The following is a 14,107-nucleotide window of genomic DNA, read 5'->3' as shown; positions in this document are numbered from 1 at the left end:
ACGAAAGGAACTGTCAGTATTAGGTCATGAAGCGTAGATAAATTTCAATAGATGAAATCAAGATTATCTATGGAGTGTGACCCGCCGACACACCTGACCGTCCGGCCATGGATCCACGTCGACGTAGCCGCCAGAATGGCGGGGCCAGCTGCCGAGCCCGGCGGGCGCGGCCAACGGAAAGGGTGACCGGATGGCGCACATCGATCTCGGCGTGGACGAACGGCGCGAGCCCGGCATCGTCGGCCTGCTGCGGTACCGGCCGGAGACCGCGGGACCCCTGATGGACCTGGCCGAGGTGCTGCTGCGCGGGCCGAGCAGCCTGAGCCGCGGTGAACGCGAGCTCATCGCCGCGTACGTCTCGGGCCGCAACGGGTGCGACTTCTGCCGCGCGTCGCACTCCGCCATCGCCGGTGCCCAGCTCGACGACGGCCCCGACCTGGTCGACCGGGTCCTCGCCGACCTGTCGACCGCCCCGGTGCCGGAGAAGCTGCGCGCCCTGCTCCGGCTCGCCGACACCGTCCGCGAGGACGGGCGCGCCGTCACCGGCGAGCTGGTCGACGCCGCCCGCGCCCACGGCGCCACCGATCGGGAGATCCACGACGTGGTCCTGATCGCCGCCGCCTTCAGCATGTACAACCGGTACGTCGACGGCCTCGGCGCCGCCACCCCGGACGACCCCCGGGCGTACGCGATGTCCGCGCAGCGGATCCTGACCGCCGGCTACCGCGCCTGAGGAAATCCGTCGCCGGAGTGTCGATCCGCCCGCCCGCCGTTCGTGTGGAGAGTGGAAGCCGATCCACACCAGGAGGACGACATGAAGCAGTACCTGTTGAGCATGTACCAGCCCGAGGGCGGGACGCCGGACCCGGAGTTCCTGGCCGGGGTGATGCGGGAGCTGGGCGCCATCCGCGAGGAGCTCGAGGCGACCGGCTCGTGGGTCTTCGGGCAGGGGCTGCACGCCCCGGAGACCGCCACCGTGCTGCGCCCGAAGGACGGCGAGGTGCTGGTCACCGACGGCCCCTTCGTCGAGGGCAAGGAGTACCTGGGCGGGTTCACCATCATCCGCGCCGCCGACCTCGACGCCGCCCTGGAATGGGGCCGCCGGTACGCCCTCGCCACCACGCTGCCGATCGAGGTACGCCCCTTCCAGGGCGAAGGGTGACCCTCGACGTCGAGGCGGCCTTCCGCACCGAGTACGGCCGGGCGGTCGCCGTGCTGGTCCGCGTCCTCGGCGACATCGACCTCGCCGAGGAGGCGGTCCAGGACGCCTTCACCGAGGCGGTGCGGCGCTGGCCGGAGACCGGAGCGCCGCCCAGCCCGGCCGGCTGGATCATCACCACCGCCCGCCGCCGCGCCATCGACCGGCTGCGGCGGGAGGCCTCGCGGGCGGACCGGCACGCCCAGGCCGCGCTGCTGTACGCCCAGGAGCCACCGGCCGAGGAGGGACCCGTGCGCGACGACCGGCTCCGGCTGATCTTCACCTGCTGCCACCCGGCGCTCGGCCCGGCCGCCCGGGTCGCGCTCACGCTGCGCCTGCTCGGCGGGTTGAGCACCGCCGAGATCGCCCGCGCCTTCCTGGTCCCCGAGGCCACCATGGCCCAGCGGCTGGTCCGCGCCAAGGCCAAGATCCGCGACGCCCGGATCCCGTACCGCGTCCCGGGCGACGCCGACCTGCCCGACCGGCTCCGGGCCGTGCTCGCCGTGGTCTACCTGATCTTCAACGAGGGGTACACGGCGAGTGCCGGTGAGCGGCTGGTCCGCACGGAGCTGTGCGCCGAGGCGCTGCGCCTGGGTCGGCTGCTGGTCGACCTGATGCCCGACGAGCCGGAGGCGCTGGGCCTGCTCGCGCTGATGCTGCTCACCGAGGCCCGCCGCCCCGCCCGGGTCACCGCCCAGGGCGCGCTGGTCCCGCTCGCCGAGCAGGACCGCACCCGCTGGGACCAGGCTCTGATCGCCGAGGGGCAGGCCCTGGTCCGCCGCTGCCTGCGCCGCAACCGGCCCGGCCCGTACCAGCTCCAGGCCGCGATCAACGCCGTGCACAGCGACGCCCCCACCGACTGGGGCCAGGTCCTCCAGCTGTACGACCAGCTCCAGGCGCTCGCCCCCGGCCCGGTGGTGGCGCTGAACCGGGCGGTGGCCGTCGCCGAGGTACACGGCCCCGCCGTGGCGCTCGCCCTCGTCGACGACCTGCCCCTCGTCACGTACCACGTCTTCCACGCCGTCCGCGCCAACCTCCTCCGCCGCCTCGGCCGCTCTGCCGAGGCCGCCGCGGCCTACAAGGCCGCGATCACCTGCACCGCCAACGAACCCGAGCGCGCGTACCTCCGCGCCCAGCTTGATCGGCTACGCCTCAGCGACCCGACACGCCGGTGGATGAGCCGCTGACACGTAGCCGATCACGGTGGCCGTAGCAGGTCGCGGGAGTGAATGGGCGCTGTCCACAGGGGAGCTGGTTCTCCACAGGAGTCTTGTGGGGGTGTTGGGGGCGCGGCAGGGTCTGCGGCGTGAACGAGGTGCTCGGGTCGCTGGTCAGGCATCGAGGCGGCGTGGTCACCTGGGCTGTGGCGCGGCAGGTGGTGCCGGAGTGGATGCTGCGCCGAGCCTGTCGCGCCGGCCACCTCGTCCGGGTGCTGCCTCAGGTCTACGTCGACGCCCGGTTGCTTCGCGATCCGGTGCTTGCGGGGGATCCCTTGCTCGCCCGCCTCGATCCACCGGCGGCGCAGCGCGCCGCGCTCGCGTACGCCGACGGGCGGGCTGCGTTGAGTCAGTTGAGCGCCCTCGACGTGTGGGGGCTGCGCCGGCAGGCCCTCGGTGAGCCGGTGCATCTCGACGTGGCCGCCGGCTCCGGGCTCCGCCCCCGGCCACACCTTCTCGTTCACCACCGACGGGGGTTCTCCCTCGCCCCACCGCAGGTCCTGAGTCGAGGTGGTCTGCCGCTCGTCCGGCTGGAGCGGGCGCTGGTCGACGCGTGGCCGCTGTTGCCGTCGGTGGAAAGACCCGACGCGGTGATCCGCGCGGTGAACGATCGCCTGACCACACCGCAGCGGCTCGGCGCCGCCCTGAGTGTGACCCCGCGACTGCCTGGCCGCGCCGAGCTGCGGGCTCTGCTGGCAAGGCTCGATGCCGGCTGCCGCAGCCCGTTGGAGATCTGGGGTCACGACCACGTCTTCACCGGCCCGGGGATGCCGCCGTTCCAACGGCAGACCCGGATCGTCATCGGTCGTCGGACGATGTACCTGGACGTCTGGGCCGAGCGGGAGCGGGTCGACTTCGAACTCGACGGCGCGAGCACGCACGCCGATCGGCGACAACGCGAGGTCGACCTGCGGCGGGACGCGCTGCTCGCCACCGCCGGGATCCTCGTGGTGCGCTTCGCCCACCGCCGCCTGGTGCACGAGACCGACGCGGTACGCCGCGAGGTGCTGGCGATCCTGGCCAGCCGCCGCCCGGATGGATGAAGCGCGGACGGATGAAGCGCGGACGGACGAGGTCAGTCGCGGAGGGTGCGGAGGATGCGGGTCAGGTGCGCGTGGTCGGCGGGGGAGAGGTGACCGAAGAAGCGGTCCGCCTCGGCGGTACGGGCCGCGCGGATGGCCGCGCCGATCCGCGTACCCTCGTCGGTCAACGTGACCAGGGTCGCGCGCCGGTCGGCCGGGTCGGGGTGGCGCGCGACGAGCCCGCGTTCCTCCAGACCGTCGACGACCTCGGTGGTGGAGCGGGGCGCGATGTGCAGGTGGTCGGCGAGCGCGCTGAGCCGCATGGGCCCGTGCCGACCGAGCACGGCGAGGGCGCGGGCGTGGCCGGGGTTGATCTCCCACGGTTCGAGGGTCTGCCGGGACTGGTGGCGCAGCCGGCGGGCCACCGCCCAGAACAGCTCGGCCAGGCTCTCGTCGTGCGCCTCGCGCTCGTCGGCGTCCACGGGAATACGGTAGCAGAAACTCCTGTTGTTCCCTCATGATGAGGTAACCTCAGCAATGACCCCGACAGGATAGAGGCACTCCTTGGACCCGACCCCCACCCACCGGGAGGGCCGCGGCGGCGCCCCCCGTACCGTCTCCGCCGCCGAGAAGGCCCAGGCCCGCGACGTGTCGCTGCGCCGCATCGGCCGGCTCTTCACCGCGTACCGCTGGCAGTTGGCCACCATCACCGTGATCATCGTGGTCTCCTCGGTGCTGGCGATGGCCACGCCGTTCCTGCTGCGTACCGTGATCGACCGCGCGCTGCCCGAGCGCGACCTGACCCTGCTGGTCTGGCTGGTCGTCGGCATGGTCGCGGTCGCGGCCGTGACCTCCGTGCTCGGCGTCGTGCAGACCTGGATCTCCACCCGCGTCGGCCAGCTGGTGATGCACCGGCTGCGCACCGACGTCTTCACCCACCTGCACCGCCAGTCGATCGCGTTCTTCACCCGCACCCGCACCGGCGAGGTGCAGTCCCGCATCACCAACGACATCGGCGGCATGCAGACCGTCGTCACCTCCACCGCCACCTCGATCGCGGCCAACCTGACCACGGTGGTGGCCACCGCGGTCGCCATGGTGGCGCTCTCCTGGCGGCTCTCCCTGGTCTCGCTCCTGGTGCTGCCCCCGGCGATCTGGCTGACCCGCAAGGTGGCCCGGATGCGCCGCGAGATCACCGCGCAGCGCCAGCGCGAGCTGGCCGACCTCAACGTCACCATCGAGGAGGGGCTGTCGATCAGCGGCGTGCAGCTCAGCAAGACCCTCGGCGCCGGCGCCGCGCTGATCGACCGGTTCGCCACCTCGTCGGCCCGCCTGGTCGACCTCGAACTCCGCTCCGAGCTGGCCGGACGCTGGCGGATGGCCACGATGACGGTCATCTTCGCCGCCATCCCGGCGGTGATCTACCTCAGCGCCGGCCTGCCCGGCACCGCCGGCACCCTCAGCATCGGCACCCTGGTCGCCTTCACCGCCCTGCAGGGCGGGCTGTTCCGCCCCCTGATGGGGCTGCTCAACGTCGGCGTCTCGCTGACCGCGTCGCTGGCGCTCTTCGCCCGGATCTTCGAGTACCTGGACCTCCCGGTCGAGGTGGACGACCCGGCGCACCCGGTCGAGATCGACCCGGCCCGGGTCCACGGCCACCTGCGCCTCGAGGACGTCACCTTCAGCTACCCGGGCAGCGACACCGCCGCCGTCGCCGGGATCACCCTGGACGTACCGGCCGGCACCAGCCTGGCGCTCGTCGGCGAGACCGGCTCCGGCAAGAGCACGCTGGCCGCCCTGGTCAGCCGCCTGCACGACCCCGGCAGCGGCCGGATCACCATCGACGGCGTCGACCTGCGCGACCTGCGGCTGACCGACCTCGCGGCCGTGGTGGGCGTGGTCAGCCAGGAGACCTACCTGCTGCACACCACCGTGCGGGAGAACCTCCGGTACGCCCGGCCCGACGCCACCGACGCCGAGATCGAGGACGCGGCCCGCGCCGCGCAGATCCACGACCTCATCGCCGGCCTCCCCGACGGGTACGACACCGTGGTGGGCTCCCGAGGGCACCGCTTCTCCGGCGGGGAGAAGCAGCGCCTGGCGATCGCCCGCACGCTGCTGCGCGACCCGCGCATCCTCGTGCTGGACGAGGCCACGAGCGCCCTGGACACCGAGACCGAACGGGCGGTGCAGCGGGCCTTCGACCAGCTCGTCCGGGGTCGTACCGTCATCACCATCGCGCACCGGCTCTCCACCGTGCGCGACGCCGATCAGATCGCCGTGGTCGACCACGGGCGCATCGTCGAGTCCGGCACCCACGACATGCTGATCGACCGCGACGGGCGCTACGCGGCGCTCGCCCGCTGACCCGGCGCGTCGACGGCAGTCCGGCGGCGTCGACGCGGTCTTGCGGCCTCGCCTAGGCGGTCGGCGGGCCGGCGGCGCGTACCCGGGGGTCGGCCAGGGCGCGCGCCATGGCGGCGATCAGCCCGCTCGCGCACAGGGTGGGGGCGCCGACCAGGAACTCCTCGCGTTCCATCCACTCGACCCGCTCGACGCCCGGACGGTCCAGCAGCGCCTGGTCCAGCGAGCGCTCCGAGTCGTCGTCGTAGCACGACCGGGCCTCGTCGCCGAGCCACAGACCCCAGTGGAAGGGGCCGAGACGCGCCGGCCCCGAGTCCGACTCGTCGTGGACCTCCAACCAGCGGTCGCGTGGCTCGGCGGGCAGGACGCCGAGGGCGTTCGCGGCGACTAGATCCGGCAGCGTCATCGGCGGCTCGCCGGGCTCGGTGGAGGGCAGCACCAGCTCGGCGAGTTCCTCGGCGTGCTCCGGGCAGGAGCACTCCGGCCGTCGCGGCGGCGTCCAGTGGGCGGTGGTACCGGGGCTTGGTGCGGCTGAGGGGGGCATGGCCGCATCGTAGGGGCGCCGGCGCCCCCGTGGGGGGCGAGAAGTCCTGGGGCGACACGGTGTGGGGCTGCACGGCGGACGCCGAAAATGATCAGTCGTTCGGCGGAGCTGCGCGGGTGCCGGCCCGGCTAGTCTCTACCGGTCCTGAACAGCGATTCAACGAGGTGCGGCATCGTCATGGCGTTGCGATTCAATACTCCACCGGGTTGGCCGCCGGCACCCGAGGGCTGGCTGCCGCCGGCCGGTTGGCAGCCGGATCCGACGTGGCCGCCGCCCCCCGCGGGGTGGCAGCTCTACGTCGACGACGCCGTGGCGCAGGGCCCGGCGAACCTGCCCGCCATGCGCGCAGCGGCCGACGCCGTCGTGGCGCAGAGCCCCGCCGAGCTGATGGAGCCGCAACCGGTGACCCCGGTGCCGGTGACGACGGTGCCGATGACCCCGGTGCCGGTGAGCACGGTGCCGGTGTCGCCCCCGCCGCAGGCGCCCGCCCCGCTGGAGCCCGGCGTGCTCTGGGCCGCGGTCGGACAGCCGCTCACCGGGATCGGCGGCGGCCGGTACAAGCTGACCGAGACCATGTTGTACTTCGAGCGGGGATTCCTCTCGACCAACGCGCAGCAGGTGCCGATCGGCGACGTGATCGACGTGGACCTGCGGCAGTCCATCACCCAGAAGGCCCGTGGCCTCGGCAGCGTGGTGGTCAAGGTGCAGCGTTCCAACGGTATCGAGCTGGTGGTCCTGGAGGACATCCCGCAGCCGCGCGAGGCGGTGGCGGTCATCAACGACACCGCCCACGCCGCGCGGTTGGCTCAGCAGCAGCGGAGCAACACCCGGCACTACTCCGGCCTGCCCGGCACGCCGGTGCCGCCCGCCGCCCCGGTGCCGCCCGCCGCCCCGGTGCCGCCTGCCGCCCCGGTGCCGACGGCGGCGCCCGCGCCGGTCGACCCCATCGCGCAGCTCCGCCAGCTCGGTGAGCTGCGCGACGCGGGCATCCTCACCGAGGAGGAGTTCGCCGCGAAGAAGGCGGAGATCCTGTCGCGGCTCTAGCGCTGGTCGGGGGCGGGGCCGGGATGCCGCCGAGGCGGTCAGCCGGCGCGGCGGTGCGCCGGCTCGCTGCCAGATCGGCGGCTCCTGCGGCGAGGCCTGCCCGGAGCCGGCCGAGGTGAAGCTCGCCCACTCGTGGGGCGACACGGTGTGGGGCTGCCTGGCGCACGCCGACGAGACGCTGTTGACCGTGCGAGGGGCGTCCCTGGCCAGCGAGGACGGGACGGGGTTGGGGCGGTTCCTGTAGGCCCGGCAGGCTCAGGCGGAGCGGGCCGCACAGAACTGAGCCCTGCCCGGGCAGCGGCCACACCACCGTCCCGCCCCTGGAGAGCGCATGGCAGGATGATCTTGCGTGGGCGCGATCTGTTCCGCTGCGCAGGACAGGCGGGAGGAGTGGATCCGGTGTCGAAGGGTGCGCAGGCCGTCGTAACCGTCCTCGGAGTATTGCTGGCGCTGTTCCTGGCGCCGGTCATCGGGGCGGTCTGGGGACTGTGGGTGGTCGCCACCTGGCTGCTGCGCCGGGGCGGGGAAGAGGCACCGTCGGCCGGTAAGGCGGTCGGAGCCGCGTGCGTCGCCCTGGCCTCCGTCGCGTTCGGTGCGGCCGTCTACCCGTCGGTCTTCGCCGAACGGGACCCGGTGTCCGCGTCGTCCGTGTCGGCGGTGGCGTCGCCGACCCCTCCCACGCCGCCGGTGACGTCGTCCCCCTTCGTTCGGCCCACCGTGCCAGATGCGGTGGGGAGCGCCCCCTTTGCCGCCACCGGGCTGATCACGGCGGCGGGCCTGCGGTGGACCATGCAGGACGCCTCACCCCTCGCCCGCGACATGTACATCCAGAAGAACTGGACCGTCGTCGCGACGGAGCCGCCCGCCGGGACACCCGTCGCGCCGAGCAGCGAGGTGACGATCCTGGTGCTGAAGAACGAGGAAGCGGCCTGGTTCGCCGCGCACCCGACGATGCCCCGCCTGCCGAAGGGCAAGCCGACCGACACGCTGACAGAGCGCGGCGGGATCCTCGGCGGGATGAACGAACTTGTACTGGTCCGCTACGACCGGACAGCGACACCGAAGGACGCGAGCGAACCCACGACGAGTATTCGATCGACGGTTGGGAACCGGCCGAGGAGACCAAGGCCCGGGCCGGGCTGAAGATGGCATACGAGTACAGCTCACTCGTGGTCGGCAGCGTGCCACCGGCGGGCCAGGACCTGCGGATCGGCCGGATGATCGTCGTGACGGTGAAGGACAAACCACCGACCAGGACCCGGTACGGCGACGACGGTGGACGTCTCCCCACGGTGCCACGGGACGGTGACGACGACGTCAACGTGCCGGGGTGGCTCTGCCCGACCCGGTTCTGCTGATCCGGCCCGCCACGGATTGTCGCTGGGGCATCCGTGGCGGCGTGCCGGCCCAGGCCGGTGAGCTGAGCGGCGCTCCCCGTGTCGTCGGCTGCGCCGAGGCCACGGGCTGCTATCGCAGAGAACTGCACCCAGGCCGGTCCGGGACCGGCCGGCACGGTGATGACGGTGGAGTTCGAGTTGGACGGCCAGCGGTTCGTCGGCATGAACGGCGGCCCGCAGTTCACGTTCAGGGAGGCCGGCGCCGATACCGAACTCGAGCCGTCACATGGTCGTACCGCGGCCGTACTCTCTCGCAAGTGTCGCGCGACCGTGGCCGGGAGGGACAGACGTGACGGAGCAGCGTGGGTACTGGCGGGAAGACGGCGAGCCGATCAGCGCCCGGGAGGCATGGGACATCTGGGCACGCCATGCCTATCCCCTTCTGATCGATGTCGCCCGGACATACCACGCGACGATCACCTACGGCGAACTTCGCGACAGGCTCTTTGCTGCCTCCGGTATCCGGACGTCCGCGCTTCTGCAGAACTGGATCGGAGAGGTCCTCAACCGGGTGATTCGCGAAGCGCGACGTCGTGGTGACCCCCCGCTGTCCGCGCTCGTCGTTCGACTCGAGGACGGCATGGTAGGCGGCGGGTACGAGGAGGTACTCAGGGTCACCGGCGAAGCAGCGCCGGAGAACGAGATGGCGCGGGAGGAGCACGCTGCCGTCTCCCGACTGGCCTGCTACCGCCAATTCGGCGCGGCGCTGCCGGCGGGTGGCGGCGTGCCAGCGCTGGCGCCGAGGCTTCAGGTAGTTGTGCAGCGTCGTCGCGCGCAGGCCCCGCAGCCTCCCCGGCCCGTCTGCCCGACCTGCTTTGTTCAGCTTCCGATGAGCGGCCCGTGTGACTCCTGCTGAGCTGGGCTTAGGATCTTCCGCATGCAGGAGGGCCGGTGGACGACGATCACGCCGTCGCAGTTTGCGCACGAGCGGGAGGCGCTGGCGCACGTCCAGGCGCTGCTGCCGGACACCGAGCCCTACCGAGCCTGGTCGAACTTCACCTTCACCGCGCAAACCGGTCATCCCTACGAGGTTGACCTGCTGGTCGCCGGCCCGGGCGGGCTCTACCTGATCGAGATCAAAAGCCTGACCGGACGGCTGATCTCCAGCGGCTCCAACTGGATCCTGAACGGGCCGAGCAAGACCCGGGTCTTCGAAAACCCCCTGCACCTGGCCGACGCAAAGGCGAAGAAGCTCAAGTCGCTGCTCCAGGTCGCCGCCGGACGCCGGAAGGGGGCGAAGGTCAGGATCCCGTTCGTGCAGGCGGCGGTGTTCCTGTCCAAGCCGGGGCTGCACATCGGGCTCTCCGATCACCACCTGCACGGCATCTACGGGCCCGAACCGGCGCCCGGCCACCAGCCGGGCCAGTTGCCGACCATCGGCTCGTTCCTGCAGCGCCCGCCGCAGGACGAGCAGCAGCGGGTCACCAAGGAGATGTCGGCGGCGTTGCCGGACCTGCTGGAAGAGGTCGGCATCGCCCGCAGCCGGCGGCACTACCAGATCGGCGCGTGGGAGCTGGAGCCCCGTCCATTCGATGTCGGCCCGACCTGGCAGGACCACCAGGCCCGGCACAGTGACCTGGAGCGGGAGCGCCGCCGGGTCCGGATCTACCTGGTCGAGCGCAACGCGGTGCAGGCCGAGCGGGCCAGCATCGAACGCGCCGCCAAGCGCGAGATGCAGGTGCTGCACGGCATCAACCACCCCGGCATCGTCCAGGTCGACTCGATGGAGTCGCACGAGGCCGGGCCGGCGCTGATCTTCCGGTACGACCCCCGCTCGATCCGCCTCGACCACTACATGGCCCAGTACGGCGACCGCCTCGACGCGTTGAGCCGCCTGGCGATGATCCGCCAGCTCGCTGAGACGGTCGCGTACGCGCACCGCCGGCGGTTGCACCATCGCGCCCTGTCGGCGCGCAGCGTTCTGGTCAGCCCGGGACGTCAGCGGCGGGGTGGTAGCGAGGACGAGGCGTGGCTGACTCCGCAGCTGCAGATCAGCGACTGGCAGGCGGCGACCCGGGGTGTCGACGGGAGCGGCGGGGGCAGCAGCGGCGACCCGGTCACCCTGTCCACGCACGCGGCCTCGCACATCGAGCGTTCGGCCGAGGCGTACCTCGCGCCGGAGCTGACCGCGCCGAAGCCGGACGCGGTCGCGATGGACGTCTTCGGCCTGGGGGCGTTGAGCTACCTGATCCTGACCGGCCAGCCGCCGGCCGCGAAGCGTGCCGAGCTGCTGACCCGGCTCGCGCGGGACAACGGGCTGCGCGCCTCCGCGATCGCCGACGGAATCACCGAGTTCGCCGACGAGCTGATCCAGGCGGCCACCGCCCCGGTGCCGACCCAGCGCCTCACCACCGTGGCCGAGTTCGTCGAGATGCTCCAGGTGGTCGAGGAGGAGCTGACCGCCCCGCCGCCGCAGTCGGTGCACCCGGAGGAGCCGGAGCCCGAGCAGGTCGACCCCCTCGAGGCGCGCGGCGGCGACCGGGTCGGCGAGTGGAAGATCGTCCGCAGCCTCGGCACCGGCTCGACCTGCCGGGCGTTCCTCGGCTTTAACGAGCGCACCCGCCGGGAGGAGGTGCTCAAGGTCGGGCTCTCCGACGAGAAGGGCGCCCGCCTGGCGCACGAGGCGCGGGTGCTCGGGCCGCTCACCGACTCGCGGGTGATCCGGCTGGCCCGGCCGGAGCCGCTGCAGATCGGCAACCGCACGGTCGTGGTGCTCGAGCATGCCGGTGACCGCACCCTGGCCCGCAAGCTGCGCGACGACGGCCGGCTCACGGTCGACGAGCTGGAGACCTACAGCGACTACCTGTTCGGCGCCCTGGACTACCTGGAGGGGGAGGGCGTCTACCACCGGGACATCAAGCCGGACAACATCGCCATCCGGGTGCGCCCCAACCGCACCAAGCAGCTGGTGCTCTTCGACTTCTCCCTGGCCGGCGTCTCGGTCAAGGAGATCACTGCCGGCACCCCCCGCTACCTCGACCCGTTCCTCGGCACCGCCACCCGCCCCGGCTACGACAAGCACGCCGAGTGGTACGCCCTCGGGGTCACCCTGCACGAGATGGCCTCCGGTGAGCTGCCCGTCTGGGGTGACGGCGGCACCGAGCCGCAACTGACCGAGGGTCCGCCGGTGCTGGCCGTCGAGGCGTTCGACCCGGCGATCCGCGACGGCCTGGTGGACTTCTTCCAGCGCGCGCTGCACCGCGACCACCGCCAGCGGTTCGCCTCGCTCAAGGACATGCGTGACGCCTGGCAGCAGGTGTTCCGCCGCTCCGACGCGAGCGCCCCGGTGGGCACCGACCACCCCGAGATCGAGGCCGACGAGCCGGACGAGAAGGCCGCCGAGAAGGCCCGGGAGGAGGCCGCCGGCAAGGCCACCCGCGCCACCGCTTTGGAGGCCGCCGGGCTCACCCCGCGGGCGGTCTCCGCCGCGCACCGGGTGCAGGCCACCACCGTCGGCGAGCTGCTCGCCGTCGGCAACAACACGTTCGCCACGCTGCCCGGCCTTGGCGCCAGGACGCGCAAGGAGCTGCAGCGCCGGGTCAAGGATTGGCGCACCCGGCTGGGCGAGCGGGAGGCCATTCCCACCTCGGCCGCCGCCCACAAGGAGGCCACCGCCGAGGTCGCCACCGAGACCACCGCCGGCGACCGCGACACTGATCTGGTACGCGTCGGCCTCGACGCGATCGCCACCCTGCTCGTACCGGTCAAGAACAGCCGCAACGCCGCCGAGGTGGAGGCCACTCGGCTGCTGCTGAACCTGCCCGACGAGTCCGGCGGGCTGCCCGCGCTGCCGCTCTGGCCGCAGCAGCCGCAGGTCGCCGCCGCCGTCGGGGTGACCCCCGGCCGGATCGCGCAGATCCTCGGCAAGCAGCGCAAGCGCTGGCACGAGCTGCCGGTCGTGGGCAGTGTGCGTACCCAGATCATCGAGCTGCTGCGCGACGGCGGGCGGGTGACGGGAGTCGCCGAACTGGCTGCGGCGCTGCTCATCAGCCGTGGCTCGGTGCGTACCGGGGATGCGCTGCGGCTCGCGGTGGCGGTCGCCGCGGTGCGGGCCGCCGTGGAGGTCGACGCGCTCGCCGACGAGCCGCGCCTGCTGCTGCGCCGGCATGCCCGCGCCGACATCAACGGCACGCCGCACCCGCGCGGTGACCGGCTGCTGGTGGCCCTGGAAGCGGGCGAGGACGACGCACCGGACACCCCGGCCGCGCCGGCGCTGCTCGACTACGCCGACGCGCTCGGCAGGGCCGCCGACAAGCTCGCCGCCAGCGAGGTGCTGCCCAGTCCCGCGACGGTGCTGCGTACCCTCGCGGCGGTGACCGCGCCCGGCGGCGCCGCCGACGTCATCGACGAGCGGCGACGGGTGCTGCTCGCCGCGGCGGCCTCGGAGCGCGCCGCCGCGACCGCGCGGCTGGAGCTCTACCCGCGCGACCTCGATCCGGTCCGCGCACTGCGGCTGGCCCAGGCCGGCGTGGTGCCGCCGGCGACCTCGCCGGAAGGGGGCCGCGGGCTGACGCCGGAGCAGGTGACCCAGCGGGTGCGGACGCGCTTCCCGGAGCTGGACCCGCTGCCCCCGCACCCGAAGCTGGACCGGCTGCTCGCCGAGGCCGGCTTCGAGCTGCGCTGGGACCGCGACCGGTACATCCCGTTGCCGCCCCGCAACGCCTCGTCCTCCATGTCGATCATGCAGCGGCGCCCGTCGGTGACCGTCGCGCCGAGCCGGTGGACGGCCGAGTCGCCGGAGCTGGCGGCGGCGATGCGGGCCGAGGAGCGGCTGACCGGCGCGAGGTCCGCGGGCGGGTTCCGGGCGCTGACGGTACGACTGTCGCGGTACGGACTGGCGCGGGAGGAGCTGGCCCGGCGATTCGACGCCCGGCCGGTCAACGTGGCGGCCCGCTTCCTCGACCACCTGCATGCCCTGGTCGACGCGCACCCCAAGCCGACCTGGGAGACGGTGGTCGGGGCGGACATCGCGCCGCCCGGCTCCCGGGGGGCGATCAAGCTGGGCGAGTACGTCGAGCGGGCGTGGCAGTTGGCCGCGCCGGAGCTGCGCGCCGAGCTGTCGGCCGAGGCGGGGCCGGTGCTGCTGCACTATGCGGCGGTGCTGGCGCGGTACCGGGCGATGGACCGGCTCTACGAGCTGGCCGACGCGGCGCGCGGTGGGGCGGGAGGCGTGTGGATGCTCTGCCCGATGGAGGACCCGGCGCTGCTGCCCAAGCTGGACGGTGCGGTGGTGCGGGTGGGCGACAACGAGTGGATCTCCCTGCCGGACGCCTGGGTCGTCAACGCCCACCGCGGCGCCGTCGTCAGCACCTGAACCTCGC

Annotated in this window: 13 protein-coding genes; 11 read left to right on the top strand and 2 right to left on the bottom strand. The window is 72.9% G+C overall.

Annotated features, from left to right (window positions below):
• The first annotated feature begins 190 nt into the window (after positions 1 to 190).
• The 4 genes from ACTWM8_RS18565 to ACTWM8_RS18550 all read left to right on the top strand — a co-directional run bounded on the left by ACTWM8_RS18565 (position 191) and on the right by ACTWM8_RS18550 (position 3,458).
• Positions 191 to 733: a carboxymuconolactone decarboxylase family protein gene (locus tag ACTWM8_RS18565; RefSeq protein WP_446210135.1), complete on the top strand. Its 543-nt coding sequence runs from the start codon at positions 191 to 193 to the stop codon at positions 731 to 733.
• Positions 734 to 814: 81 nt separating this feature from the next.
• Positions 815 to 1,162: a YciI family protein gene (locus tag ACTWM8_RS18560; protein ID WP_280840507.1), complete on the top strand. Its 348-nt coding sequence runs from the start codon at positions 815 to 817 to the stop codon at positions 1,160 to 1,162.
• A complete protein-coding gene (locus tag ACTWM8_RS18555; RefSeq protein WP_446210134.1) occupies positions 1,159 to 2,385 on the top strand; it encodes an RNA polymerase sigma factor in 1,227 nt (408 codons plus the stop codon). Before ACTWM8_RS18560 ends, ACTWM8_RS18555 begins: the two co-directional genes overlap by 4 nt.
• A 119-nt stretch (positions 2,386 to 2,504) precedes the next feature.
• The gene (locus ACTWM8_RS18550; RefSeq protein WP_446210133.1) at positions 2,505 to 3,458 is read left to right on the top strand and encodes a DUF559 domain-containing protein; all 954 of its coding nucleotides are present in this window, start codon (positions 2,505 to 2,507) and stop codon (positions 3,456 to 3,458) included.
• 32 nt (positions 3,459 to 3,490) lie between these two features.
• Here the strand turns inward: ACTWM8_RS18550 and ACTWM8_RS18545 are convergent, their stop codons facing one another.
• Positions 3,491 to 3,919 carry a MarR family winged helix-turn-helix transcriptional regulator gene (locus ACTWM8_RS18545; RefSeq protein WP_154936353.1) on the bottom strand — a complete coding sequence of 143 codons (429 nt, stop codon included), beginning with the start codon at positions 3,917 to 3,919 and terminating at the stop codon, positions 3,491 to 3,493.
• 82 nt (positions 3,920 to 4,001) lie between these two features.
• Here ACTWM8_RS18545 and ACTWM8_RS18540 point away from each other — a divergent pair, with 82 nt between their 5' ends.
• Complete coding sequence (locus tag ACTWM8_RS18540) at positions 4,002 to 5,804, top strand: ABC transporter ATP-binding protein (protein WP_446210132.1); 1,803 nt, start codon at positions 4,002 to 4,004, stop codon at positions 5,802 to 5,804.
• Between the two features lie 52 nt (positions 5,805 to 5,856).
• On the opposite strand, the gene ACTWM8_RS18535 is transcribed toward ACTWM8_RS18540, so the two are convergent.
• Positions 5,857 to 6,345 (bottom strand): hypothetical protein, encoded by a 489-nt coding sequence (locus ACTWM8_RS18535; protein WP_446210131.1) that lies wholly within the window; start codon positions 6,343 to 6,345, stop codon positions 5,857 to 5,859.
• Between the two features lie 177 nt (positions 6,346 to 6,522).
• On the opposite strand from ACTWM8_RS18535, the gene ACTWM8_RS18530 reads away from it, so the two are divergent.
• The 6 genes from ACTWM8_RS18530 (at position 6,523) to pglW (ending at position 14,100) form a co-directional block, all read left to right on the top strand.
• The gene (locus tag ACTWM8_RS18530) at positions 6,523 to 7,389 is read left to right on the top strand and encodes a PH domain-containing protein (RefSeq protein WP_446210130.1); all 867 of its coding nucleotides are present in this window, start codon (positions 6,523 to 6,525) and stop codon (positions 7,387 to 7,389) included.
• A gap of 115 nt (positions 7,390 to 7,504) precedes the next feature.
• Positions 7,505 to 7,633, top strand: a complete 129-nt coding sequence (locus ACTWM8_RS18525) for a hypothetical protein (RefSeq protein WP_446210129.1) — start codon at positions 7,505 to 7,507, stop codon at positions 7,631 to 7,633.
• Between the two features lie 155 nt (positions 7,634 to 7,788).
• Entirely contained in the window at positions 7,789 to 8,532 is a 744-nt protein-coding gene (locus ACTWM8_RS18520; RefSeq protein WP_446210128.1) for a PASTA domain-containing protein, read from the top strand.
• Positions 8,533 to 8,534: 2 nt separating this feature from the next.
• Positions 8,535 to 8,747: a hypothetical protein gene (locus ACTWM8_RS18515; protein ID WP_446210127.1), complete on the top strand. Its 213-nt coding sequence runs from the start codon at positions 8,535 to 8,537 to the stop codon at positions 8,745 to 8,747.
• A 328-nt stretch (positions 8,748 to 9,075) separates the two neighbouring features.
• Positions 9,076 to 9,642: a hypothetical protein gene (locus tag ACTWM8_RS18510; RefSeq protein ID WP_446214728.1), complete on the top strand. Its 567-nt coding sequence runs from the start codon at positions 9,076 to 9,078 to the stop codon at positions 9,640 to 9,642.
• A 21-nt stretch (positions 9,643 to 9,663) separates the two neighbouring features.
• Positions 9,664 to 14,100, top strand: a complete 4,437-nt coding sequence (gene pglW / locus ACTWM8_RS18505; protein WP_446210126.1) for a BREX system serine/threonine kinase PglW — start codon at positions 9,664 to 9,666, stop codon at positions 14,098 to 14,100.
• Positions 14,101 to 14,107 lie beyond the last annotated feature (7 nt).

The sequence above is a fragment of the Micromonospora sp. IBSANI012 genome (assembly GCF_052814045.1).
This window is presented reverse-complemented; position numbering and strand designations above follow the sequence as displayed.

Excerpts from the sequence above, each read along its gene's own strand:
- ACTWM8_RS18565 (WP_446210135.1), top strand. The coding sequence starts at position 191 with ATGGCGCACATCGATCTCGGCGTGGACGAACGGCGCGAGCCCGGCATC.
- ACTWM8_RS18530 (WP_446210130.1), top strand. The coding sequence starts at position 6,523 with ATGGCGTTGCGATTCAATACTCCACCGGGTTGGCCGCCGGCACCCGAG.
- ACTWM8_RS18515 (WP_446210127.1), top strand. The coding sequence starts at position 8,535 with ATGGCATACGAGTACAGCTCACTCGTGGTCGGCAGCGTGCCACCGGCG.
- ACTWM8_RS18560 (WP_280840507.1), top strand. The coding sequence starts at position 815 with ATGAAGCAGTACCTGTTGAGCATGTACCAGCCCGAGGGCGGGACGCCG.
- ACTWM8_RS18535 (WP_446210131.1), bottom strand. The coding sequence starts at position 6,345 with ATGCCCCCCTCAGCCGCACCAAGCCCCGGTACCACCGCCCACTGGACG.
- pglW (WP_446210126.1), top strand. The coding sequence starts at position 9,664 with ATGCAGGAGGGCCGGTGGACGACGATCACGCCGTCGCAGTTTGCGCAC.